The 23,718-nt window shown below is 72.2% G+C and carries 17 protein-coding genes; 3 read left to right on the top strand and 14 right to left on the bottom strand.

Annotation, left to right across the window (positions count from 1 at the left end; genetic code table 11):
• Positions 1-11: 11 nt before the first annotated feature.
• The 5 genes from htpX to I003_RS31810 all read right to left on the bottom strand — a co-directional run bounded on the left by htpX (position 12) and on the right by I003_RS31810 (position 5,538).
• On the bottom strand, positions 12-926 hold the full coding sequence (gene htpX / locus I003_RS0110000) for a zinc metalloprotease HtpX (RefSeq protein WP_027771404.1): 915 nt from the start codon (positions 924-926) through the stop codon (positions 12-14).
• 106 nt (positions 927-1,032) lie between these two features.
• Positions 1,033-1,809 carry a PspA/IM30 family protein gene (locus tag I003_RS0109995; protein WP_027771403.1) on the bottom strand — a complete coding sequence of 259 codons (777 nt, stop codon included), beginning with the start codon at positions 1,807-1,809 and terminating at the stop codon, positions 1,033-1,035.
• A 455-nt stretch (positions 1,810-2,264) separates the two neighbouring features.
• A complete protein-coding gene (locus I003_RS35980) occupies positions 2,265-2,813 on the bottom strand; it encodes a hypothetical protein (RefSeq protein WP_158688953.1) in 549 nt (182 codons plus the stop codon).
• Between the two features lie 147 nt (positions 2,814-2,960).
• Positions 2,961-4,511 (bottom strand): DUF4246 domain-containing protein, encoded by a 1,551-nt coding sequence (locus tag I003_RS0109985; RefSeq protein WP_486584168.1) that lies wholly within the window; start codon positions 4,509-4,511, stop codon positions 2,961-2,963.
• A gap of 76 nt (positions 4,512-4,587) precedes the next feature.
• The gene (locus I003_RS31810) at positions 4,588-5,538 is read right to left on the bottom strand and encodes an AraC family transcriptional regulator (RefSeq protein WP_037720507.1); all 951 of its coding nucleotides are present in this window, start codon (positions 5,536-5,538) and stop codon (positions 4,588-4,590) included.
• Between the two features lie 74 nt (positions 5,539-5,612).
• On the opposite strand from I003_RS31810, the gene I003_RS0109975 reads away from it, so the two are divergent.
• Positions 5,613-6,647, top strand: coding sequence for an SDR family NAD(P)-dependent oxidoreductase (locus tag I003_RS0109975; RefSeq protein ID WP_027771400.1), 1,035 nt, complete (start codon positions 5,613-5,615; stop codon positions 6,645-6,647).
• A gap of 109 nt (positions 6,648-6,756) precedes the next feature.
• Here I003_RS0109975 and I003_RS0109970 read toward each other — a convergent pair whose 3' ends face one another.
• The 4 genes from I003_RS0109970 to I003_RS0109955 all read right to left on the bottom strand — a co-directional run bounded on the left by I003_RS0109970 (position 6,757) and on the right by I003_RS0109955 (position 12,224).
• On the bottom strand, positions 6,757-8,640 hold the full coding sequence (locus tag I003_RS0109970) for a DUF2075 domain-containing protein (RefSeq protein ID WP_027771399.1): 1,884 nt from the start codon (positions 8,638-8,640) through the stop codon (positions 6,757-6,759).
• A 111-nt stretch (positions 8,641-8,751) separates the two neighbouring features.
• Positions 8,752-10,812, bottom strand: a complete 2,061-nt coding sequence (locus tag I003_RS0109965; protein WP_051368162.1) for a DUF2075 domain-containing protein — start codon at positions 10,810-10,812, stop codon at positions 8,752-8,754.
• Positions 10,813-10,970: 158 nt separating this feature from the next.
• A complete protein-coding gene (locus I003_RS36805) occupies positions 10,971-11,099 on the bottom strand; it encodes a DUF6408 family protein (protein ID WP_486584156.1) in 129 nt (42 codons plus the stop codon).
• A 348-nt stretch (positions 11,100-11,447) separates the two neighbouring features.
• Positions 11,448-12,224, bottom strand: a complete 777-nt coding sequence (locus tag I003_RS0109955; protein ID WP_027771397.1) for a M23 family metallopeptidase — start codon at positions 12,222-12,224, stop codon at positions 11,448-11,450.
• Between the two features lie 602 nt (positions 12,225-12,826).
• Between I003_RS0109955 and I003_RS31805 the strand changes: the two genes are divergently transcribed.
• Positions 12,827-14,407, top strand: coding sequence for an SDR family oxidoreductase (locus tag I003_RS31805; protein ID WP_051368161.1), 1,581 nt, complete (start codon positions 12,827-12,829; stop codon positions 14,405-14,407).
• A 128-nt stretch (positions 14,408-14,535) separates the two neighbouring features.
• Complete coding sequence (locus I003_RS0109945; protein ID WP_027771396.1) at positions 14,536-15,930, top strand: MBL fold metallo-hydrolase; 1,395 nt, start codon at positions 14,536-14,538, stop codon at positions 15,928-15,930.
• Between the two features lie 136 nt (positions 15,931-16,066).
• Here I003_RS0109945 and I003_RS0109940 read toward each other — a convergent pair whose 3' ends face one another.
• From I003_RS0109940 to I003_RS31800, 5 genes are all read right to left on the bottom strand, one after another.
• Entirely contained in the window at positions 16,067-16,726 is a 660-nt protein-coding gene (locus tag I003_RS0109940) for a response regulator transcription factor (RefSeq protein ID WP_027771395.1), read from the bottom strand.
• Positions 16,723-17,877 (bottom strand): histidine kinase, encoded by a 1,155-nt coding sequence (locus tag I003_RS0109935; protein WP_027771394.1) that lies wholly within the window; start codon positions 17,875-17,877, stop codon positions 16,723-16,725. Before I003_RS0109935 ends, I003_RS0109940 begins: the two co-directional genes overlap by 4 nt.
• Before the next feature lie 82 nt (positions 17,878-17,959).
• Entirely contained in the window at positions 17,960-18,907 is a 948-nt protein-coding gene (locus tag I003_RS0109930; protein ID WP_027771393.1) for an alpha/beta fold hydrolase, read from the bottom strand.
• A gap of 172 nt (positions 18,908-19,079) precedes the next feature.
• On the bottom strand, positions 19,080-20,087 hold the full coding sequence (locus I003_RS0109925) for a hypothetical protein (protein WP_027771392.1): 1,008 nt from the start codon (positions 20,085-20,087) through the stop codon (positions 19,080-19,082).
• 161 nt (positions 20,088-20,248) lie between these two features.
• A complete protein-coding gene (locus I003_RS31800) occupies positions 20,249-23,407 on the bottom strand; it encodes a BTAD domain-containing putative transcriptional regulator (protein WP_051368160.1) in 3,159 nt (1,052 codons plus the stop codon).
• Positions 23,408-23,718 lie beyond the last annotated feature (311 nt).

Genomic DNA, 23,718 nt, shown 5'->3' with positions numbered 1-23,718 from the left:
TCAGCTCCCTCTCACGGTGCCCCGCCGCCCGGTTCGCCCAGGTCGGCGGAGATCTCGGCGAGGGCCTCCAGGCGGCGCTCCAGGCTGGGGTGGGTGGAGAACAGGTTGGCCACCACGGTCCCGGGGCCGAGGGCGGGGGTGAAGAAGAAGGCGTTGAACGCCTGGGAGGTGCGCAGATCCTGGGTGGGGATACGGGCGATGTCCCCGCTGATCTTGGTGAGGGCCGAGGCCAGCGCGGAGGGCTTCGCGGTCAGCATGGCTCCGGCGCGGTCGGCGGCCAGCTCGCGGTAGCGCGAGAGCGCGCGGATGAGCAGGAAACTGAGCGCGTAGACGAGCGCGGAGACCGCCATGACCGCGGCGAGGATGAGGACGGTGTTCTGGTCGCGCTGGCGTCCGCCGAACAACTGGGAGTAGAAGGCGAAGCGCACCACGAGTCCCGCGATCACGCCGAGGAACGAGGCGACGGTGATCACCGCCACGTCGCGGTGCGCGATATGGGAGAGCTCGTGGGCGAGGACGCCTTCGAGTTCCTCGGTCGTCAGGCGGCGCTGCAGCCCGGTGGTGACACAGACGACGGCGTGGTCGGCGTTGCGGCCCGTGGCGAACGCGTTCGGCAGGTCCATCCGGGAGACGGCCACCCGCGGTTTGGGCATGTCCGCGGTCGCGCACAGCCGGTCCACGATGCCGTGCAGCTGTGGCTCCTCTTCGGCCGTGACGAGTCTGCCGTGCATCGCGTACAGGGCGATCCGGTCCGAGTACCAGTACTGCGCGACCAGCAGGCCGCCGGCGATGACGATCACCAGCACGACGGACTTGAGCAGGACGATCAGCGCGGCGACGAAGGCCACGTACACCAGCCCGAGCAGGAACATCGTGACCACCATGCGCGTGGTCAACTGCCGATCGGGTGCAAAGCGGCTGCGCATCAGTCCTCACCCCGGGTACGGGCCTTCGTCGGAGAGCAGCGGCCCGCCTGCGTGGGGACGGTCTCTTCATCCCGCGGCGGCGTGCCGGCGCCGGGAATCCGTGTGATCATGACGGTTCCTCCTCCTCGGGGCCGCTCTTCGTGGCGCCGGGACCTCCCCTCTCCGGCGGGCCGGGAGCGGCGGGCAACTGCGCTTTCATCCGGGCCAGCTCGATCTCCACGTCCTGGTCCGCGCTCATGTGCGCAAGCTCGTCCTGGATGGCGTCCCGGCCGGCGGGCAGCGTGGCGTCCTCCAGCGCCCCGGAATCGATCAGCTCGTCCAGCGCACCGGCCCGCGCCTGCATCTGCTCGGTCTTGTCCTCGGCCCGCTGGACGGCAAGCCCGACCTCGCCCATGTCCTCGCCGACGCCGCTCACGGCCTCGCTGATCCGGGTCCGGGCCTCGGCCGACGTGTAGCTCGCCTTGAGAGTTTCCTTGCGGGTACGGAAGGAGTCGACCTGCGCCTGAAGGCGCTGCGCCGCCACGCCCAGCTTCTCCTCCTGCGCCTGCAGCGACGTCTGCTGCTCCTGAAGCTCGATGATCTTCGACGCCGCGGTGGTCCGGCGGGTGAGGGCCTCGCGGGCCAGATCCTCCCGGCCGACCGCGAGTGCCTGCTGCGCCTGGTCCTCCAGCTTGCCCGTGGACTGCCGCAACTGGTCCTCCTGCAGCCCGACGCGCTTGCGGCTGGTCGCGACGTCGGTCAGGCCGCGCCGGACCTTCTGCAGCAGTTCCCGTTGCCGCTCGTAGGAGTAGTCCAGGACGTCGCGCGGGTCCTCGGCGCGGTCGAGGGCCTTGCCGGCCTTGATCCGGAACAGGGCGCCGATACGGTGAGTGATGCTGGTCATGACGACCGCCTTCCTCTCGCCTCTCGACTGTGGCTGGTATGCGAGAGACCGGCCGGGCGGCTGCGCGTACGCGCGCGGTGGCGCCTGCCGCGTAGGGGCACAACCCCGACCATGGCACTTCCATTGTCCCGCACCCGCCGGGTCCGGCACCTTCACCGGCTCCGGGCCGGTGGGGGCGCCGGGCCGATCACGGCGCCGGGCCGGCGCGGGGTTCGCCCAGAGCGGCGTCAGTGTCACGCAGAGTGCCGAGGAGGGCGTGGGTGAGGGCCGCGGCGGGAGCGGCGGTCCGGACGCCGCCCGCGACGCGCCGCCCGGAGCGGCTACGGCGGGCGGCGGCGTGATGACGCGGGGGCACCGCCGGCGGTCACGGCCGGCAGGGCGGCGGACATCTCCTGGTCACCGGCTCCGCCCGGCGTGAGCCGTCCGGCGGGCGGAGCCGCGTACGAGGCGCCGGGTCAGTCGGTGACGAACCAGTCGTCCTCGAGGTACTCCATGGTGCTGCTGCCGATCTCACTTTCGGTGAAGGTGACGGAGGCCCTGACCGCTGCGGCCGGAATCTCGACCTTGTCGGGAGCGAGCACGTCGACGCCCTGCGGGTCGACGGTCGCGGTTTTCAGGGCCTCCTTCTTCTCCGGCGGGATCATCTGGAACACGGCGACGAACGTCGACTCGCACGGGCCGAACCCCTCGTCCTCGGCCTGCTTGGCCGCAGGCCCGGCCACCTCGCAGATCGTGTCGACGTCCTCACCGCCCACGGCGTGGAGGAACAGCTCGTACCGCTCTATCGCGCGCTCCTTCGTCCTGGGCGCGGGCTGGTCGCCGGCGGGTGAGGCCGACGGCGTCTCGGTGCCGGCGGACGCGGACGGGGACGCGGACGGCTCGGCCGAAGGCTCTTCGGCCGGCGCGGACGCGGACGGCTTGGACTGCTTCGCGTCCGAGTCCTCCTCGGAGCTGTTTGAACCGCACGCGCACGCCACCACCGCCACACAGGCCGATACCGCCACGCTCACCATCGTCCGAGCCCTCATTCGGTCCCCTCACCTCGCCGGCAACACACAGGGATCACGCGGACACGCGCCGAACGGTTCCGGTCCCGGCGGAGCAATCGTCGTCGGCTCGACGGCGCCTCCGCTCCGCCGGTGGCCGGCTCTTCAGTGCTCGCAGAGGGAGAACTCCCGCTCGTAGAGCTGCTCGTTGTGCTCGTCGACGAAGAACTTGCGTTCCTGCATGAGCTGGTCGCGGTAGCCCCTGGCCTGCTCCAGCGTCATGGTCGAGGTCTCGGCCCACGGCTGCTGCGGCGGCACCTCGGACGCCGAGACGATCTTCCTCGACGGGTCGACCAGGAAGAACACGAGTATCTTGCGGTGTCCCGGGCGCGTGGGGTCGGCGAGGCGGAATGCGCCGACGCGGTGCTGCAGGATGTTCGGGAAGGCCAGGCAGCGGCCCGCCGGGGTGGAGGCGGAGCCCAGCTCCTGGTTCAGCGCGTCCTCGTCCTCCAGACCGTAGACCTCGCGCAGACCGTTGTCGTCGTTCTGCTCGTATCTGGGGTAGTCGAGTGCCGCCCGGAAACCCAGGGTGCTCTCGGTGATGTTCTCGCTGTCCCAGTAGTAGATGCCGGTGGAGACGATCCGCTCGTTCAGCATCCCCTCGACGTGCCAGGAGCCGCCGGCGTACTCGGGCTTTTCCGGGGTGAGATGAATGGTGGCGAGCTTGACGATGACCTGGAGCCGGCGCCCGCGCAGGTCGACGCGCTCGGACTCGTCGGGTATCCCGGGCGGGGTGAAGTCCGGGGCGTCCGGGATGACCGGGCTGCGGTTCTGCCACCAGTCGTCCTGGGCCTCCTCCCAGGCGCGGACGGCTTCTTCGTAGGCCGCCTTGTCGCCGTGATCCGATTCATCCGGGTACTCCGGCTCGGAGTCATACCACCCGAAGGGATCGGCCTCGATCCGCAGCGGTCGCGGATGGCGTAGATCGGTGAGCACGTTCTCCAGCAGCGGGCGCAGGCGCGCGAACAGCTCCGGCAGAACGGCGGCCAGTTCGCGATGGTCCTCGGGGTGGACGTTGTTCACGTACGAGCGGAAGACGGCCTCGCCGTCGTCGCTGACATCGACGTTCGTGGGCAGCCACTGGAACTTCTCCGAGAACTCGTACCGCGACCAGCGGTCCGCCGGGTTCTGCCAGGCCCGCTCCGGCGCGCCGCTCGCCTCGCGCACAAGGCAGAACAGTGAGGGGTGCACGAGATCCAGCACCTGGCCGTCGGAGCCGGGATGCCAGTCCTTTTCCTCTTCGGGTACCTCTTCCAGCACCCGGACCGCCTCCCGCAACCGGGACCTGAGCTCGTCATCGATCAGGGCGTCCGACTGCCACACCCCGTCGACGGCGGAAACCTCCACGCCGTTACTCTCGTTCCGCAACGCGGCGTAATGTGCGAGCTCCGCGATCACGTAACGAACCTGCGCCTCGGTAAGGCCCTGGGAAACCGCCTCCCGCGTCCATGTGGCGACGATGCCGGCGTCGTTCATCTTCTCGAACCACTGCGGCTTCGCGCGGATATGGGCGCTGCACCGCATCATCTGGAGTTCCCGCAGTGTCCGCGGTGTCGCGAACGGCTGGGAACGGGAGGAATAAAAGGGCAGCGGGAATGCGGACAGGTGACTCAATTCTCTTGTTCCTCCCGGTCGATGTGCGGTGGCCGGAAGGATACGGCAGCTCACTGACACGCCCGCCCCGCCTGCCGTCTCCGCAGGTCCGGCGGCCGGTTGGCCCCGGCGCGGCCGGTCAGTTCGGGACGGCGGCGACACGTCCGCGAGCGGACCTTTCCCTGCGCACCCGGTAGCGGTAGCGCAGCGGTGATTCCCCCACTTCCCGTTTGAACGCGGTGCTGAACGCGCTCGCCGAGGCGTATCCCAGCTCGGCCGCCAGCGCGGCGACGGGTACGTCACCGTCGCGAAGGGCCCGCTGCGCCAGCAGCATCCGCCGGCGGTGGAGATAGGTCAGCGGCGGTACGCCCGCCACGGTGCGGAAACGCTCGGCGAACGTCGTCCGCGACATCGCCGCCGCGTGCGCCAGCTCCCGCAGGCCCCAGGGCCTCCCGGGATCGGTGTGGACGAGTTCGAGCGCCGGCCGCAGCCTCTCGTCGGTCAGCAACCGCAGCCATCCCGGGGGAAGCTCGGCCTGGTCGATGTAGGCGCGCAGTACCTCAAGAAGGAGAAGCTGGCCGTGCTGGCGGATGGCGAAGGCGGACCCCACGCGGTCCCTTCGCACCTCGTCGAAGAGCCGGTGGAGACTGCCGCGCAGGTTGGTCGCGGCGGAGTCGGAGCCGCGGACGTGTGCCAGCGGCGGGAGCGCCTGGTGCAGCAGTGCCCGGCCGGCCGGGTTGAGCTCGACGTGGCCGCCGACGACGAAGTCGGTACCGCGGTCGGCGCCGATCAGACGGGCGGAGGCGAAGTCCGCCTCGGGCAGGATCTCCTGGGGCGGTCCGTCGCCGCTTCCGCCCTCCATCCGTAACCACGACCGGTTGTTCAGGACGGCGACGTCGCCCGGCTCAAGCCCGACCGGGCCCGGGACGCCGTCGGTGGTCAGCCGGGCCCGGCCACTGACCATCGCGGTGAACTTCAGCCCTTCGACGGCCGCGCGGGACACCCACGGCCCGCGTACGGCGAAACCGCCCGACACCACGCCGCGGACCTCGACGAGGTCGAAGACGTCGGACAGGTGGTCGGCAGTCATTCCCGTACTCTCGCGCAGGTAATGCGGATCGACAAGTATTCATCGTCCGGGGGACCGAGGACACAGTGGAGGTCATGACCCAGCACACGATGCACAGGCAGCACCCCCTCACCTCCGGCTTCACGGCCGCGTCGACCGCCGACGAGGTACTGGCGGGCATCGACCTCTCGGGCACGAACGTCGTCGTCACCGGCGGCCACGTCGGCCTCGGCCTGGAGACCACCCGCGCACTCAGCAAGGCCGGCGCCTCCGTCACGGTCGCGTCCCGCAACCCCGACCGCGCCGCGGCGAAGCTCGCCGGCATCGAGCGCGTGGAAACCGGCCGGCTGGACCTCCTCGACCCCGTGTCGATCGACGCCTTCGCCGCCCGGTACCTCGACTCCGGCCGCCCGCTCCACGTCCTGATCAACAACGCCGGCCTCATGGGCGGTCCCCTGGTCCGGGACGCACGCGGCTACGAGTCGCAGTTCGCGACCAACCACCTGGGCCACTTCCAGCTGACCCTGCGCCTGTCGCCCGCACTGCGCGCCGCCCGCGGCGCCCGGGTCGTCAACCTGACGTCCGGCGCCCACCGCGCCTCCGGCATCCGCTGGGACGACCCCCACTTCCTCGCCGGCTACGACGACCTCGGGCTGCAGGGATACGCCCAGTCCAAGACCGCCAACGTGCTCTTCGCCGTCGAACTGGACCGCCGCTGGGCCGCGGAGGGAATCCGCGGCTACGCCGTGCACCCGGGCATCGTCATCGGTACGGACCTGGGGCCCTGGCACGCCGAGGGCGAGGAGCCGGCGCCCTGGCCGGGCGACGACGCACTGCGCGCCATGGGACTGATCGACGAGTCCGGCCGCCCCGTCATCGACCCCGAGCACGAGAAGAAGACCCCGCAACAGGGCGCCAGCACCAGCGTGTTCGCGGCGACCAGCCCGGCGCTCGCCGACATCGGCGGTGTCTACCTCAAGGACAACGACATCTCACCCCTGGACGACGACGAGACGCCCATCGACTTCCCCACCGAGAAGCACCCCCTGGCCACGGTCGCGCCCCACGCCATCGACCCCTTCTCGGCACGCCGGCTCTGGGAACTGAGCGAGCGCCTGCTCACGAGCTAGACGTCGCCGCGCCGGGGCGGCGGCGGCCCCGGCTTCGCCTCCGAGGGCGGCGCCGTCACGCTCGCCGCCCTCGGCACCGCTACCCCGACCGCATCGAAGCGCAATGCCCTTACACGGCGGCAGGAACTCCGGTCGCCGAACCCGTCAGCTCACGCAGCTTCGCCCGTGTTTCGGCATCCGTCGCATACACCACCGTGCCGATCATTCCCCGCGTCAGCAGCACCTTGTACGTGTTGCGGACGAGCCGGTCCACATCCGCGTCAGGCGTGGACTTCTTAAAGACCGGGTCTTTGGACGCCGAACGGTCGACCACCCAGCGATCACCGCGCCAGACCAGGTCCGGGCCGATGATGACGCCGCTCCAGTCGTACTCGAAGCCCTGGGCCGTGTACACACAGCCCACTTGCCCGAAACCCGCCGGGTCGGTCGCCCAGAGGGCGGACGGCGGCGCGCCTCCGACGGCTCGGTCGCCGAAGACGTTCCAGGGCCGTCGCCACTCTCCGATGACCACGTCCGGGGGGAGTGGCTGCCCGGGTGGCACCTTCTTCGTCCACTTCCAGCAATAGCCCGCCGACATGCGCGCGCTGTACTGATGTGAGCGGCGCTCGGCGAGAAACGCTTCCATCTCCTGTGGGGTGTCCGCGACCAGTAACTGCATCTTGCCGTCCGGCTCCCAGATCACCGGACCACCGGGCTCGAGGCCCAGCAGCCCCACCACCCACCGAAGGTACGCATCGCTTCCCCCGCACCGGAACTGCCCGTCCAACGGCACCACCTCGCAGTGCAGGCCCTTCTTCGCCGCGGCCGACTTGATGTCCGACACCGTGCCCAGCTCGCCGGGGCGTACGACCTGGTGCTCGTCCAGGAGGAAGACGGGGACCCGGGCCGCGTCGATCAGCTCATCGATCTGGGCTTTGCCGGTGCGGCCCGACGCCGGGGTGTACCGGTTCGCCGAGGTCTCCCGGATACGGTGAGCCTCGTCGCAGATCAGAACGTCGAGGCCGTTGCGCTCGGCCGTCATGAAGCTGTTGAAGTACTTGAACAGGTCCTGGACCGCGCGCTTCTGGGCGCCCGCGACCTTCCTCATCGTCTTCGTGAATGACTGCGATCCGGTCGCGTGCAGGGCCGTGGCGCCCTGGCGGTACAGCTCTCCCAGGAGAGACAGGGCGATGACGCTCTTACCGGTGCCGGGCCCTCCGGTGACGACCACGACCTCCTTGTGGTCCGACCTCTTCGCGCGGCGGACGGCATTGAGGACTTGGCGGTAGGCGATCCGTTGCTCGTCCAGCAGGACGAACTTCTCGCGCTCGCGGACCTCTTCCGCGGCCACCGCCATCAGCCGCCTGGACGGGCCGACCTTGCCGTTGATCAGTTCGTCGGCGGCCGAAGCGCCGGACCCGGTTCCCAGCCTTGTCCTCAGATAGTCGACGAACTCCCCTCGCCGTGCACCGATGAAGAGCCGGCCGTACTGGTCCTGATCGGTCTCGAAGAGTCCGCTGACGCTGAGTTCGGTGGCATTGTGGAGATATGCGGCGCCGCTGACCCGGTCCGGGTGCTCCGCCAGCGCTCCGTTGAATGAGACGAGGTACTCGCAGTAGCCGCGTACCTGGTCGACCGGGTTCAACACCGCCCTGGTGTAGGCGTCCACGCGGCACAGCGACGGATCGTCGTCATCCGGCTCGGCGCTGCTCCACTGCTTCAGTTCCACGACGACGTACGACGGCAGGCCGGTCGTGGGGTGCACGCCGGCGAGCACGGCGTCCGCGCGTTTGCTGTTCAGCGGCAGCCCGTACTCCAGGATCATCTCCACCTGACCGAGCCCTGCGTCGTTGAGTGCGCTCGCGAGCAACGGGATGCTCCGCTCCCACGAGCGGACCTCGGACGAGCGCGGTTTGTGACCGTGCACGTGCACGAACTGCTCCGTCATGCGGAAGAAGAGCGAGCCCGACAGACACTCGGCGCCGACCGCGGCGGCGGAGTCGCGGAACAGCAAGAAATGCCCCCAGGCAGCACGAAGGAACTCGTGCGGGTGGGGGCATGTCCATGGTGACTCCGCCCAGGCGGAGCGGAAGCCCGGCGGGCCGCAGCTACGACGGGAGCAAGGTTACCTGCGCCGTTCGCGGTAGGGGCGTGGTAGTTGAGGTCCCTCCGCGGTGAGCTGCGGCTGGGCTCCGGGTACTTCCTGCATCCCGATGGTGCCCGGGATGAAGGTGCGCAGCGCGTTGTGGGTTTCCCGGTCGACCGCATACAGCACCGTGCCCACGACCCCCCGGGTGAGGAGGACGTGGTAGGCGTTCCGGATACACCGCTCGATGATCCCGTCGTCGACTTCGCGGCCGAAGCCCGGGTCGCGGGAGGCGCTGCGGTCCACGGTGAACCTGCCCTTACGGAAGAGCAGGTCGGGGCCGATGATGACGCCGTTCCAGTCGTACTCGAAGGTCTGGGCCGTGTAGACGCAGCCGATCTGTCCGATGCCGCGGGGATCGGTGGACCACAGATCCGACTTCGGCGCGTTCGGCACCTCGTGCTGCGGCTTCACGTTCCAGGGCCGCTGCCACTCGCCGATTCGTACGTCGTCGACGAGTTCGTCACCGTTCGGGTTGCTCCACGGCCAGCAGAAGCCGGCGGTGATGCGCGCCGTGGCTCCCGCAGCGCCGCGATCCCGAATGAACTGCTCCATGTGCTCGGGGGAATCGGCCACCGTGAGCGCCATCCGCCCGTCCGGGCGCCACGCCACGGGATCGGAGACGGTCCCCAGCCCCAGGAGCCGCTGGACCCAGCTCTGGTACCGCTTGCTGCCACCCGCACGGAACGTTCCTTCCAGGTCTTCTACGTGGACCTCGTACCCGTGGGCACCGGCGAGTTCGCTGAGGTATTCCGCGGTGCCGACCTCGTCCGGGCGGATCGACTGATGGTCGTCGAGCAGAAAGATCGGTACCTTGGCCGCCCTGAAGAGTTCCACGGCTTGTGGCCGGTCGTCGTCCCGGATTTCCTTCGGGGTCCAGCGATTGGTCGAGTTGCGCCGCATCCGGTGTGCTTCATCGCAGATCAGGACCTCGACGCTGTCGGGAGGGACATCACGGAAGCTGTTGAAGTACTGGTACAGCTTGAAGGCCGCCCTGCGTTTGTCCTTGATCTGCCCGAGGCGTGCCGACGCGATCATGATCTCACGCAGCGTCTCCGTGTACGCATGGGATCCGCTGGCGAGTACGGCTTCACGGCCCCGGAGGCCGAGTTCCCGTTGGAGTTCCAACGCGACGGCGCTTTTCCCGCTTCCAGGGCCGCCACGGAGGATGTAGACGTGCTTGCCGCCGGAGTCGGGGGCCGGGGAATGCGCGGCCTCGGCGTCGTAGAACAGCTCAAGGCCGACGGGCGTCGAAGGAGCCGCCCTCTCCAGTCGCCGGGTGATCCGGTCGAACGCGACGTACTGCTCGTCGAGGAGTGTCAGGCCGCCACCGGTGACCGACCGCTGCCGTGCGACATCCGTGACCTTGCGCAGGGGACGCCAGCGATCCCCTGCCAGGGCCTTTGCGGCGCCTTTTCCGGAGAAAGCGGTGAACTTCGAGGTCAGGATGCGCCCGAACCGGTCGATGTCGTCAAGGGTGTAGAGCCAGCCGTGGTCGGTCTCGGGCAGGGCGAACAAGGCTTCCACGTGCTTGTCCCGGGCGTTGTGGAGCAGCGCCACTCCCGTCAGCGCATCTTCGCTCTGCTGCAGATGCGGGAGATAGCGTTTCATGTATTCGCAGTAGCGCTGTATCTGCCGCACCGGATGCAGCTTGTTCTTCCCCTTGCCGAACCCGAGGTCCACGGCGACCGGGCACTCGGGGTCGACGGTGGCATGTCGCACCTGCTTCAACTCGACGGCCAGGTAGGAGTCTTCGCCGGTACCGGGATTCCGGCCGCAGAGCACCAGATCAACAGCGGAATTGGTGTGCGGTAAGTCGACCTCGATCTGCACCTCCACCTCCTCGAGCCCTTTCGAGAGCAGAGCGCTGACCACTACGGGGATGCTGTTGTTCCATGAAGCGATGTCGCCGGGGCCTGCCGGTCGGCCGTTGACTTTCTCGTGCGTGGCTTGGAGCGTCCGGGTCAGCGGAGTGAGTTCAGACCCGCTGTCGACTGTGATGAGCGGTTCCAGTTCGGCCGCGGACAGTTGCAGGAGCACGAAGGTTCCCCAGGCACGAGGTGACTCGTGCGGGTGGGGGCATGTCCTTCGTGACTCCGCTGAAGCGGAGCGGAAGCCCGTCGGGCCGCAATGACGATTCGTAGAGTAGCGGGCGCCGAGGTGAGGGCGGGCCCCTGGAGGCCCGCCCGCCGCCCGGCTCAGCCGAGGCTGTGCACCGCGGCCTGCGCCAGCAGCCAGAGCAGGTTCGAGCCGAGGCCCACCGTGACGCCCACGAGGACTTCACGGACCCAGTTCCGGCGTTCGGACGTGTCCTTGACGGCAGCCATCGGAGTGCGCTCCCTTCGGTGACGGTGGCGGCGCCGGATGGCTCCCGCCGGGAGCGCACCGTGTTGCCGTATCACCAGACCGGAGGGCCTGCGTCTCCGCGGGCCACCACGCGCACGTCCTCCGGGTGGACGCGCGGTGCAGGGCAACGGTAGCTCACGCGTGAGCACGCAGGGTAATGGTTTTCACACTCACAATCGGCCCCCGCGAACGCCTCCCCCATGGAGGTCCGGGTGCGGGTCGGTACGTCGGCGTGCAGATGCCACCGTCCGCGGCGACCTGATCCGCCCGGCACCGGCGGGTGGGCGGGCGGGCCCGGCACTTGGGCCGGGCCCGCCCGGGGTGGGTGGTCAGGTGGTGGTTGAGGTGGTGACGCCGTGGTTCCGCAGCCACGTGATCGGGTCCTTGGCCGATCCGTAGTCCGGTGTCGTGCGGACCTCGAAGTGCAGGTGCGGGCCCGTGACGTTGCCGGTGGCGCCGGATTCGGCGATGGCCTCGCCCATGGCGACCGCGGTGCCGGCCGAGACGTCGATCTGCGAGAGGTGGGCGTAGTGGGTGTAGTCCTGGTCGCCGTGTTTGACGACGATCTGGTAGCCGAAGGAGTCGTCCCAGCCGGCTTCGACGACGGTTCCCTTGGCCGCCGCCTTGACCGTCGTGCCGACGGGCACCGACCAGTCCTGGCCCGTGTGGCCGTTCTCCCAGCTCTCGCCCGACGCCTCGTAACCCGCCGTGGGCGTGCTGCCGTCGACGGGCATGACGGCGGTCGGCTCGTCCGCGGCGGTGCCGGTGCCGTAGGACGCGTTGGCGGCGTCGGTGGCCGAGCCGTCGGCGGGGCCGTCCAGGGAGAGTTCCATGCCGGGGGCGATCAGGTTCGGGTCGTCGCCGATGACGGATTTGTTGTTCTCGTACAGCGCCTGCCAGCCGCCGTCGACGTCCTGCTCCGCGGCGATGACGGAGAGGGTGTCGCCGGAGGCGACGGTGTAGGTGGTGTCCTCCTCGGCGAAGGCGGCGGAGGCGCCGATGACCGGCAGTGCGAGGGTGGCGCCCGCCGCCGATGCGCGGGTGGCGAGCGTGCGGGCGCTGCCGGGGCGGCGCCGCGCTCGGTGGCGGCCGTGAGGGGATGACATCTGACGGGCCTCTTTCTCCGGACGCCTGCGAGGTGAGCTGTCGGGTTCGGGCTGGAGATGCCCGGCCGCCGGCTTCGGCGGGCCTCACCCCGAGCCGTCGCAGGGACGGCGCGGTCCGGCGGTGGCCGGACCCGTGGGTCCCCCGCTCCTGCCCGGCGGTGATGGCTGCTCGGCGGGTACCGCGGCGGCCGGGGGCAGGATTCGGCGGTCCGGCGCGCGGCGGGTGTTCGGCTTTCGAACGGACAGTCACGCTAGGGGGATCGTATGTTCGATGACAAGGTCCTCGCCCGTACCGGCGGAATAATTGACTCCGCGTCGTGGCGAGTTGACCTGGCGCAGCCGCCGGAGGCGGGCAAGGGCTGATGTGCCCGCCGCACCCGGACAAAGAGCGGCGCGGGTGCACATGCGCCGACATGCCGGCGGCATCCCGGTACCGCTGCCGTCGCGCGGATCCCCGCCCGACGTGATCATGGAGGTATGCGGAGCCTGCTTCCTCGTGACGACCGTCCACGCCGGGGCGGGGACGGTCCCCCGTCCCGCTCCGGACGGACGCCGCCGGGGACCCGGCGACCCCGTGATCCGGCGAGGACGGAGGAACGAACATGGACACCGCTGGCGGGCCTGCCCCGGCCCCGTTGAACTGCCTGGTCACCGGGGCGTCCGGGTACATCGGCGGGCGCCTGGTGCCGGAGCTCCTCGCGGCCGGTCACCGCGTGCGGTGCCTGGCCCGTACGCCCGCCAAGCTCCGTGACCACCCCTGGGCCGGGGACGTCGACGTGGCAGGCGGTGACGTCACGGACGAGGACTCCGTGGGAGCCGCGATGCGCGGCATCGACGTGGCGTACTACCTCGTGCACGCCCTCGGCTCCGGCGCCGGATTCGAGGAGACCGACCGTCGAGCGGCCGGCGTCTTCACCCGTCAGGCCCACGCCGCGGGTGTGCGGCGGATCGTCTACCTGGGCGGGCTCACACCAATGGGTGTACCGGAGGCATCCCTTTCCCCGCATCTGCGCTCCCGCGCCGAGGTGGGAAGGATCTTCCTCGACGGTCCGGTGCCCGCCACCGTGCTGCGTGCCGCCGTCGTGATCGGTTCCGGCTCGGCTTCGTTCGAGATGCTGCGCTATCTGACCGAGCGGTTGCCGGTCATGGTCACCCCCAGATGGGTGGACACGCGCACCCAGCCCATCGGCGTGCGCGACGTGCTGCGCTACCTGGCCGGCTCCGCCACGATGCCGCGGGAGGTGAACCGGACCTTCGACATCGGCGGGCCGGACGTCCTGACGTACCGGCAGATGATGCGCGCCTACGCCGACGAGGCGAAGCTGCGCAAGCGGCTCATCCTGCCGGTGCCGGTCCTCACGCCGCGGCTGTCCAGCCACTGGATCGGGCTCGTCACCCCTGTCCCCGCCGCCCTCGCCCGGCCCCTCACGGAGTCGCTGCGGCACGAGGTCGTCTGCCGCGAGCACGACATCGCCCGATACGTGCCCGACCTGCCGGGACGGCCGTTGCCGTTCCGCGAGGCGCTCGCCCTGGCGCTGCGCCGGGTGGGCGAGGCGCGGGTCGCCACCCGCTGGTCGTCGGCCTCCGTGCCGGGCGCGCCCAGCGACCCGCTGCCCACCGACCCGCACTGGTCGGGCGGCAGCCTCTACGAGGACGAACGGCAGCTCCCGGCCGGCGTGCCCCGGAACGTGCTGTGGAAGGTGATCGAGGGCATCGGCGGCGAGAACGGCTGGTACTCCTTCCCGCTCGCCTGGGCGGTCAGGGGGCGGCTCGACCGGTTCGCCGGCGGCGTCGGTCTGCGCCGCGGCCGGCGCGACGCCGAACACCTGCGGGTGGGCGACTCGCTGGACTTCTGGCGGGTCGAGGAGATCGAGCCCGGACGCCTGCTGCGGCTCCGATCGGAGATGCGGATGCCGGGGCTCGCCTGGCTGGAGATGTACGCGGAGGAGGACACCGCCGGCCGCACCCGGTACCGGCAGCGCGCCCTGTTCCACCCGCGCGGCCTCCTCGGTCACGCCTACTGGTGGTCGGTGTTCCCCTTCCACCGCATCGTCTTCGGCGGCATGGCCCGCAACATCACCCGGGCCGCGGCCAGGGAGGCCACCGGGGCCGCGCGTGCGGGGGCCGAGAAGGCGGGCGCCGGTGCGTCACCCGGCCCCGGCGACCGGGCCCGTACGCGGTGACCGGGCGGGTACGCGGCGCCCGCCGGGCTGTTCTCCGCGCGGTCCCCGCGGCCGGGACGAGACCCCGGTGACCGGGTCACGGCCCCGGTGTGCCCCGGGGGTGAGGAGTCACGGGAAGGGAGTACGCCGTGTTCTTCGTCGACACGATCGAGGTGCCGGGTCTCGGCAACCGCAGCTATCTCGCCGGCGGCGAGCAGACCGCCGTCGCCGTCGACCCGCCGCGCGACATCGACCGCGTGATCGCCGCCGCCGCGCGGCGCGGGGTGCGGATCTCCCACGTCGCCGAGACGCACGTGCACAACGACTACGTCACCGGCGGGCTGGAGCTGGCCCGCCTCACCGGGGCCGCGTATCTCGTGCCCGCCGGCGCCCAGGTCGCCTTCGCGCGCGTGCCGGTGCGGGACGGGGACCGTACGGAGGCCGATCCGGCGTCCCGTCTCGCGCTGCGGGCGCTGGCCACCCCCGGGCACACCCCCCACCACACCTCGTACGTGCTGGAGGAGGACGGCGTCGCCGTCGCGGTGTTCAGCGGGGGGTCGCTGCTCATCGGGACCGTCGGGCGGCCCGACCTCGTCGAGCCGCGGCTCACCGAGTCGCTGGCGCGGGCGCAGCACGCCTCCGCGCGGCGGCTCGCCGACGAGCTGCCCGAGGAGACCGCCGTGCTGCCCACCCACGGGTTCGGCAGCTTCTGCTCCTCCACCCCGGCCGCCGGCGGCGACACCACCATCGGGCGGGAGAAGGCCGTCAACGACGCCCTCACCCGCGACGTCGACACCTTCGTGGCCGACCTGCTCGCCGGCCTCGACGACACCCCCGCCTACTACGTGCACATGAGCCCGGCCAACGCCGCCGGACCCGCCCCCGTCGACCTCACCCCGCCCGCGCCCGCCGGTGCCGAGGAGATCGCCGAGCGGCTCGCCGCGGGGGAGTGGGTCGTGGATCTGCGCAACCGCGTCGCCTTCTCCGAGGGGCACGTCTCCGGCTCGTTCAACTTCGAGGCCGCCGGGCAGCTCGCCACGTATCTCGCCTGGCTCATCCCCTGGGGCAGGCCCGTCACCCTGCTCGCCGAGTCCGCCGGCCAGCTCGCCGCCGCCCAGCGCGAGCTGGTACGGGTCGGCATCGACCGCCCCGCCGCCGCGGCCACGGGCCCGCCCACAAAGTGGGTACGCGAGGGCGACACCCCGGCCTCCTTCCCCCGCGGCACCTTTGCCGACCTCGCCGGGAAGGGCGCCGTCCCCCCGGACACCGCCGGCGCCGGCCCCGTCGTCCTCGACGTGCGGCGCGACGCGGAGCGCCGCACCGCCGGGTACGTCGAGGGGTCGGTCCACATCCCCGTCCACACCCTCTACCACCGCCTCGCCGAGGTCCCCGCGGGCCAGGTGTGGGTGCACTGCGCGAGCGGGATGCGCGCCGCCGTCGCCGCCTCCATGCTGGACGCCGCCGGCCGCGACGTCGTCGCCGTCGACGACTCCTTCGATGCCGCCGCCGACGCGGGCCTGACCGTACGGACCGCCGACCGATGAGCGCCCGGCGGGGCGGGCCGGGCCCGGTGCGCGGGAGATACCGCGGGCGTCCTGTGCGTCCGGGCCCGCGCCGCCGTCGAACCGAGGTCGCACGCCCGGCAGGGCGGACGGCGCCGCGCGGCCACTGCGCGCGCGGTCAGGTCACCAGGCCCTGGCGGTAGGCGTAGACGACGGCCTGGACGCGGTCCCGCAGATCGAGCTTGGTGAGGATGCGGGACACGAACGTCTTGACGGTCTCGTGGCTGAGCTGGAGGGCCGCGGCTATCTCGCCGTTGGACAGCCCTTCCGCGATGAGGCAGAGGACTTCGAGTTCGCGGGGCGTGAGCGGGACCTCGCGCGGGGTGCCGTCCGCGGGGCGGATGCGGGCGGCGTAGCGGCCGACGAGCTGCCGGGTCACGCCGGGGTCCAGCAGGGCCGCGCCGGTGGCCACGGTGCGGATCCCGTGCAGCAGTTGGGCCGGCGGCGCGTCCTTGAGGAGGAAGCCGGAGGCGCCGGCGCGCAGCGCCTCGTACACGTACTTGTCCAGGTTGAACGTCGTCAGGACGAGCACCTTCGCCGGGCGCGGCACCCGCGCCCCGGCCAGGCGGCGGGTGGCCTCGATGCCGTCGAGCACCGGCATGCGTACGTCCATCAGCACGACGTCCGGCTCCAGCCGGCCGGCGAGGTCGACCGCGCTGAGGCCGTCGCCGCACTCGCCGGCCACCTCCAGGTCCGGCTGGGCGTCGATGATCGTCACCAGGCCCGTGCGGACGAGGACCTGGTCGTCGCAGATCAGGACGCGGACCGGTGCGGTCACGAGGCGCTGCCCGCCGGGATCCGGGCCCGTACGACGAAGCCGCCGGTCTCCGCGCCCGCGCTGAACGTGCCGCCCAGCACGTCCACCCGCTCGCGCAGCCCCGCCAGTCCCCGGCCGCTGCCGCCGGGGGAGGCGGTCGGCGTGGCGGTGCCCGCGGTGCTCACCGCCACGCTGATCTCGCCCGCGCCGTGGTGGACGTCGACGGACGTGGCGCTGCCCCGCGCGTGCTTCAGCGCGTTCGTCAGTGCCTCCTGGACGACGCGGTACGCGACCAGGTCGGCGCTGCCGGTCGACTCCGGCGGCGTGCCCCGCTCCGTGAACTCCACCGGCTGTCCCGCCAGCCGCGTCTGCTCCACCAGCGTCAGCAGCCTGCCGACCGGCGGGATGCCGGCCTCCTCCCCGTCATAGCCGGGGTCGAGGACGTCGAGCAGGTGCCGCAGGTCGGTGAGGGCGCGGCGGCCGGTGTCGGTGACGGCGCTCAGGGTCGTGTCGAGACGGTCGGGCGCGGCCGTCAGATAGCGCGCCGCCTCGGCCTGCACGACCATCGCCGTCACGTGGTGGGTCACCACGTCGTGCAACTCCCGGGCGATACGCGTGCGTTCCGCGGTACGGGTGTCCTCGGCGACCCGGCGCCGGTGCGCGGCCTCGGCCGCCCGGGTCGAGCGCAGCCACGAGCCCATGCCCCACACCAGGGCCATCCCCAGGTAGTACATGATGAACTCGCTCGGGCCCTCGGTCCCGCCGGCCGCGACGAGCGCGACCGCCAGCGCCACGTACGCGGCGGAGAACAGCACCGCGAAAGCGCGGCGGTGGCGCTCCAGATGGGCGCCCGCGCTCATCAGGGCGATGGCCTGGGCGGTGCCCGCGAGGGAGTGGTAGCCGCGGAGCTGGTCGACGGCGAAGCCGGCCGTCACCAGGGTGAGACAGAGCAGCGGCCACCGGCGGCGGATCGCGAGGGGCAGGCACTGGAACGCGACCGCGGCGACGGCGAGGGCGTCGAAGTCGCGGCCGGGGAGGCCGCCGAGCTGGGTGCCGTGGGTGTGCGACGCCGGGAGGAGGGCGGCGAAGAGGATGAGGAGCCCGAGCGGGAGATCCCGGACCGTGACGTCGAACCGGCGCCACAGCTCCGCACGTTGCCGAAGTCTCGTCACCGGTGGAGTGTAGCCGCGGCGCGGCCGGCCGCCGCGGCTTCGTGGCCCGGACACGGCCGGCTCCGCCGCCCCGTACCGGCGCCTAACCCTCGGCCCCCTCCGCCGCCTGCGCCGTGACCCGCCGGATCGCCCGTACGGCCACCTCGGGCTCGTCCCGGTAGATGTAGTGCTCGCTGTTCTCGGCCGTGCTCAGCTCGCTCCGCTCCGACAGCGCCAGCCACTTGCGCTGCCCGCCGAGCCACGCCCGCTCCAGCCCCGGCCCGTACTCCGGCACGGCCGCGAGGTACTCCTTCCCGTGCCGGATCACCTCGACCGGGATGTCCCCCGCGGACCGCACCGGACCGTCCGGCACCGTCAGCTTCTCCGGGCCCCCGCCATCGAGGACCGCCAGCGCCCGCTCGCGCTGATCGAGCGCCGGGCCGGTGGCGGAGTCCGGGATCTCCCCGGTGAGATCGGCCCTCTGGGTCGGCGAGGTGGCGTCCATGAGAACCAGGCCCCTGACCCGGTCGCGGTGGTCGGGCGCGTACCGCGCGGAGATCAGCCCGCCCAGCGAATGCCCCGCCAGCACCACCGGCCGGTCGCCCGCGACCTGCTCGATCACCCCGGTCAGCACCGTCCCCGTGCTCTCGATCGTCTGCGGCCCGGCCGGCTTGTCGCTGGCGCCCTGGCCCAGCCGGTCGTACGCGCAGACACGGTCCTTCTCGCTCAGCTTCTTCTGGAGGCCGGCCAGCGCCGTCAGGTCGTCGCCGCCGCCGGAGAGCAGGACGATGACCGGACGCCCCTCCGCGGGGCCGCCGGAGCAGGAGACGTTCACCGACTGCCCGCCGACCTCGATCTTCGCGGTGCCGGTGAGCAGGTCCTCGTCGGCCGTACGCTTCCGGGCGGCGGCGGTCGCGCCGTCGGAGTCGTCGGCCGTGCCGGAGGAGTCCGAGCAGCCGGCGAGCCCTGCGCCGGCCGCCGTGCAGCACAGCCAGACCAGTGCCGTCGCGGTGGCGTTGCTGCGGATGCTGCGGAACACGATGTCCTCCAGGTCGCGGGAATCCGGGCCCGGTCGGCCGGTCGGCCGTACTCCGGTCGCCCAGAACGCTAGGGACCCGGCCGCCCCGGAATCGTCACCGCAGGGTGGACACCTGCGTGTAGCTCGCGCGGGGGACGGCGGCCGGCGTACGCCGCTTCCGCACGGTCACGCCGTCCCCCGTGCTTCAGCCGCGGGCCATGGCGATGACGCCGGAGAGGCGTTCACCGGCCTCGTAGATCATGTACGGCACGCCGCGGTCGGTGCCGAACGAGGGAGCCGCCGCGCGGCCGGTCTCGGGCGCGGCGGAGCCGGAGTCGTAGAAGACGCCGAGGTGGTTGCGGCGGGAGAAGTCGGCGCCGACCTCGGTGATGAGGATGTTCCCGCCGCTGCCCTTGTCGGTGTGGTAGACGACGTACGCGCTGCCGCCGCGCTCCAGCAGGTGGGCGCCGGAGACGTCGGAGGCGCCGACGGCGGCGTGGTCGATGAGCGGCTCGGGGTCGAACGTCCAGGTGCGGCCGTCGGCCGACCATCCCCAGCCGATGTCGCGGTGGTTGGTGGTGTCGTTGCGCATGAACAGCATGACGTAGCGGGCGCCGCGGCCCGGCAGGTCGTACGGGAAGACGCGGGCGTAGGAGGTCTCGGTGGTGCCGGCGGGGAGCATGCCGGTGGTCAGCACGGTCGTGTCGTAGGTGAAGTTGATGCCGTCCGTGGAGCGGGCGAGCCGGGTGGTGTTGTTCTCGCCGTGGAAGTAGAGCCACAGCTCACGGTTCCCGGCGTGCCACATGACGTGGGGCGAGGAGACGTGGCTGACGCTGTAGTGCGGGCTCCAGACGTTGGAGACGAGCGGATTGCGGGGGTATTCGGTGAACGGTCCCTCCAGCGAGTCGCCGTAGGCGAGGCAGATCCCTCCGGGATTCTCATGGGGGGCGTAGTACAGGTAGTAGCGGCCCAGCGGGCTGGGGAGGCGGTCGTAGACGCCGCGGATACAGGGAAAGATGATCTCGCCGCTGGGGTTGTACGAGAGCTGCCCGGGGACCAGGAGGGTGCGCACGTACCGGTAGTCGGGGAACCCGCCGGGCGCGGCGGCCGCGGGGGTGGCGCCGGTCCCGCCGAGGGCGAGCACGGTACCGCCGGCGGTGACGGCGGACGCGGCGGAGGCGGTGCGCAGGAAGCGGCGGCGGTCGAGTGTCATGAGGGCTCCTTGTCGGCTGCGGAGGGTGGCGCGGCTGCGCGACGCGCGCGCTGCTAATACGCATTAGCTCGGGAGCGTGAACCGGCAGGGCGAGAGCTGATGCGGATGAGCAGGACTGTGCCGCCGTCTGCGGAAGGCCGTCAAGGGAGCCCACAGGCTAATCACGGGTAATAACCGCGGCGCGGTACGGGGACGGCCGGACCGTCCGCGCCGGGCCGGGCATAGGGGGCCGGCCGGTAGCCCGTTTTCTCTTCGATGCGCTGCGCTTCGGCCGTGTGGCGGGCGGCCTTCTCGGGGTCGTTCGTCGCCCGGGCGATCGCCGCCAGTGCGCTCAGGGCCCGGTGTTCGGTCAGGGGCAGGTCCAGCTCGCGGGCCGTCGCGAGGGCGAGTTCGGCGTGGTCCGCCGCCGTCGCGGCCTCGCCGGTGCCCAGGTGGAGGGGGGCCACAGCGGCGTGGGCTTCGGCCTGCTGGTGGCGGAAGCCGTTGCGGCGGGTGAGGACCAGGGCCGCCGTGAGGCGGTCGGCGGCCGGCATGTGCCGGCCGCGTAACCGGTGCAGGACGGCGAGGGTCAGCAGGGATTCCACCTCCTCGCTGGGGTCGCCGACCTCGCGGGCGGTGCGCAGGGCCTGCTCCGCGTGCGGCTTGGCCAGGTCGGGCCGGCTGCTGCCGAGGTGGGCACGGGCCATCGCCCCGTGGGCGCCGGCGTCGTGCTGGCGCGTGCGGTGCTCCCGGGCGAGCCGTATCGCCTCGGCGGCGTCCGCCAGCGCCTCTTCGTACCGCCCCAGCCAGGTATGGATCAGCGACCGGTTGATCAACGGGCTGATGGTGCGCGGCAACTGCCCGTGGGCCAGACAGACCTCGATCGCCTCGGTGGTGCGCTCCAGCCCGCGGTCCAGCTCGCCGAGGTAGGCGTGGACCAGGCCCAGGATGTTGAGTGACCCGCCCAGTTGCACGGGCTTGTCCAGGCCGCGCAGCACCTCCATGCCGAGCTGCTGCCAGTGCAGCGCCGTGCGCATGTCGCCGCGCTGGCCCGCGTGCACCGCGAGGTTGCTGAGGATCGCCGCCTCGCCCGGCTTCAGGCCGGTGTCGCGGTAGTCGTCCAGCGCGTTCCGCAGGGCTTCGAGCGCGGCTGCGGAGTCGCCGCTGCTCTGCCGCAGCAGCCCCAGGCTGTGATACATCGCCCCCCGGGCCCGCACCTCGCCGTGCTCTTCCGCCGCCCGCAGTCCGGCGGTGGCCGTCGCCTCCCACTCGGGCTGGTGGCCGCAGTAGTAGAAGAACATCCGCAGTTGGTCGGCGAGTTGCCAGGAGACCGGGTACGGGCCGGCCGCTGCGGCGCGGATGGTGACGGCGACGAGGTTGGCCCGCTCCCTGTCCAGCCAGGCGAGCGCCTCCTCCCGGTCGCGGAACCGGCCGGAGGTGTGCCGGGGCCGGGGAAGCTGGGCCAGGCCGGTGAAGTCGAAGGCCGTGGCGGCGTCCGCCGAGGCCAGGTACCACGTGCACAGCCGTTGCCACGCCGCCTCGCCGTCCGGGTCGGCGGCGGCCCGCTCGGCGGCGTACAGCCGCAGCAGGTCGTGGAACTGGAATCGGTCGGCGCCCGTGTGCTGCACCAGCCCCGCGGTGGCCAGCCGGTCCAGCGGCTCCTCGGCCCCGGCCGGCGCGCAGCCGAGCAGGGCGGCGGCCGACGCCGCCGTGAAGTCCGGCCCCGGGTGCAGCCCGAGCAGGCCGAAGAGCCGCGCGGCGGCCGGCTCCAGCGCGGCGTAGGAGTGGTCGAAGGCGGTACGGACCGCGGCCTCGCTGTCGCCGGCGATGGAGAGCTTGGCCAGCCGCCCGTCGCCCGCCAGCTCGTCCGCGTACGACCCGAGGGAACGCCCCGGCCGCGCCGCCAGGTTGGCCGCGCCGATCCGCAGCGCCAGCGGCAGCCGGGCGCACAGCTCCGCCAGCCGCCCCGCCGCCGCGGGCTCCGCCGCGACCCGCCGCTCGCCGAGGATGCCGGCGAGCAGGTCGTTCGCCTCACCGGGGCGCAGGACGTCCAGCCCTACGGGGTGCGCCGCATGACTGGCCGTCAGGCCCCGCAGGTCGGAGCGGCTGGTGACCAGCACCGCCACGCCCCCGGTGCCGGGCAGCAGGGGACGCACCTGCTCGGCGTCCGCGGCGTCGTCGAGCACCAGCAGGACGCGGCGGTCGGCGACCCGGCCGCGGAACGCCCCGGCGCGGTCCTCCAGCGACTCGGGAATGGCGGCGGCGTCCTCGCCGGAGACGCGCAGCAGGCCCGCGAGGACGTCGGCGGGCTCCCGCGGCCGTTCGCGGGTGCCCTGCAGCCGTACGTACCACTGGCCGTCGGGGAACGCCCCGCGCAGCCGGTGGCCGAGGTGGACCGCCAGCGCCGTCTTGCCGACGCCGGGCGAGCCGGAGACGACGACGGGCGCGCCGTCGGGGGACTGAAGCAGCTCCGCGAGGCGCGCGACGAGATCGGTGCGGCCCGCGAAGCCCCGTACGGCGGGCGGGAGTTGGCACTGCGCCTGCCAGGCGGGCGGCGCGGACGACGGCCTGGACACGGTCGCCGCCCGGCGGGACTCCGGGATGCTCAGCTCCGGGTCGCCGCCCAGCACCGCCTGGTGCAACTGCTGCAGCCGGCGCCCCGGGTCGATGCCGAGTTCCGCGGCGAGCAGGCGGCGCACGTGCCGGTAGTGGTCGAGCGCGTCGGCCGGACGGCCGCAGCGGTAGAGGGCGGTCATGTACTGCGCGGCCAGCCGCTCGTCCAGCGGGTGGGCGGCGCTGCGCTCGGCGAGCGCGGACAGCAGCGCGGCGTGGTCGCCGAGGCGCAGCCGTACATCGGCGCAGTCCAGCTCCGCGGCCAGCAGCTCCTTCGCGAGGGCGTCGCGTGTGGCGTTGAACCACGGGGTGTCGACGCCGGGGAACGGCGCGCCGCGCCAGAGCGCCAGCGCCTCGCGGAAGAAGTCCCCGGCCTCGGCGTCGTCCCGCGCGGCCCGGCCCCGGGTGAGCAGCAGGCGGAAGCGGTGGACGTCCACCGCTTCCGCGGGCCCGAGGGCGAGCCGGTAGCCGTCCGGGCCGCGGGCGAGGGTTGCCTGCGAGCCGGACAGGGTACGGCGTAGGCGGGACAGGTAGCTGTACAGCGTCTCCCGGGCCCGCTGCGGCTCGGTGTACCCCCACACCCGGTGGATGAGCTGGGCCGCGGGCACCGCACGGTCCGTGTCGAGCAGCAGCGCGGCGAGCACGCTCCGCTGCCGCGCGGGCCCGAGATCAACCGGACGTCCGTCGGCTGCCACTGCCTCGATCCCGCCGAGCAGTCGAAACTCCATGCACGTCCCTCGTCTGCCGGGCCGCCCGCCCGGCGGCACTACCTGCGGATTCTAGGTGCCTGCAAGGTTCTTGCCAGGTGGGTCCCGCAAGGTGGATGGCGTCACCGGCCGCGGGGCCGTCACACGGGGGGACGGCCCCGCGCTCGACGGCGCCCGCCGCGGGGCCGGGCGCCCTCGATCGGGGGGCCGGTCTGTTCCGCATGCACGTCCGGGGCGCCGTCCCGGCAGGGACGCGTGCCGTCGGCGCGCCGGATCCGCTCCGGGAGAGCGGGCCGGGAACGTGCGGTGTGCGGGTCCCCGGGGCCCGCTGT

The organism is Streptomyces sp. CNQ329, assembly GCF_000482585.1.
This window is presented reverse-complemented; position numbering and strand designations above follow the sequence as displayed.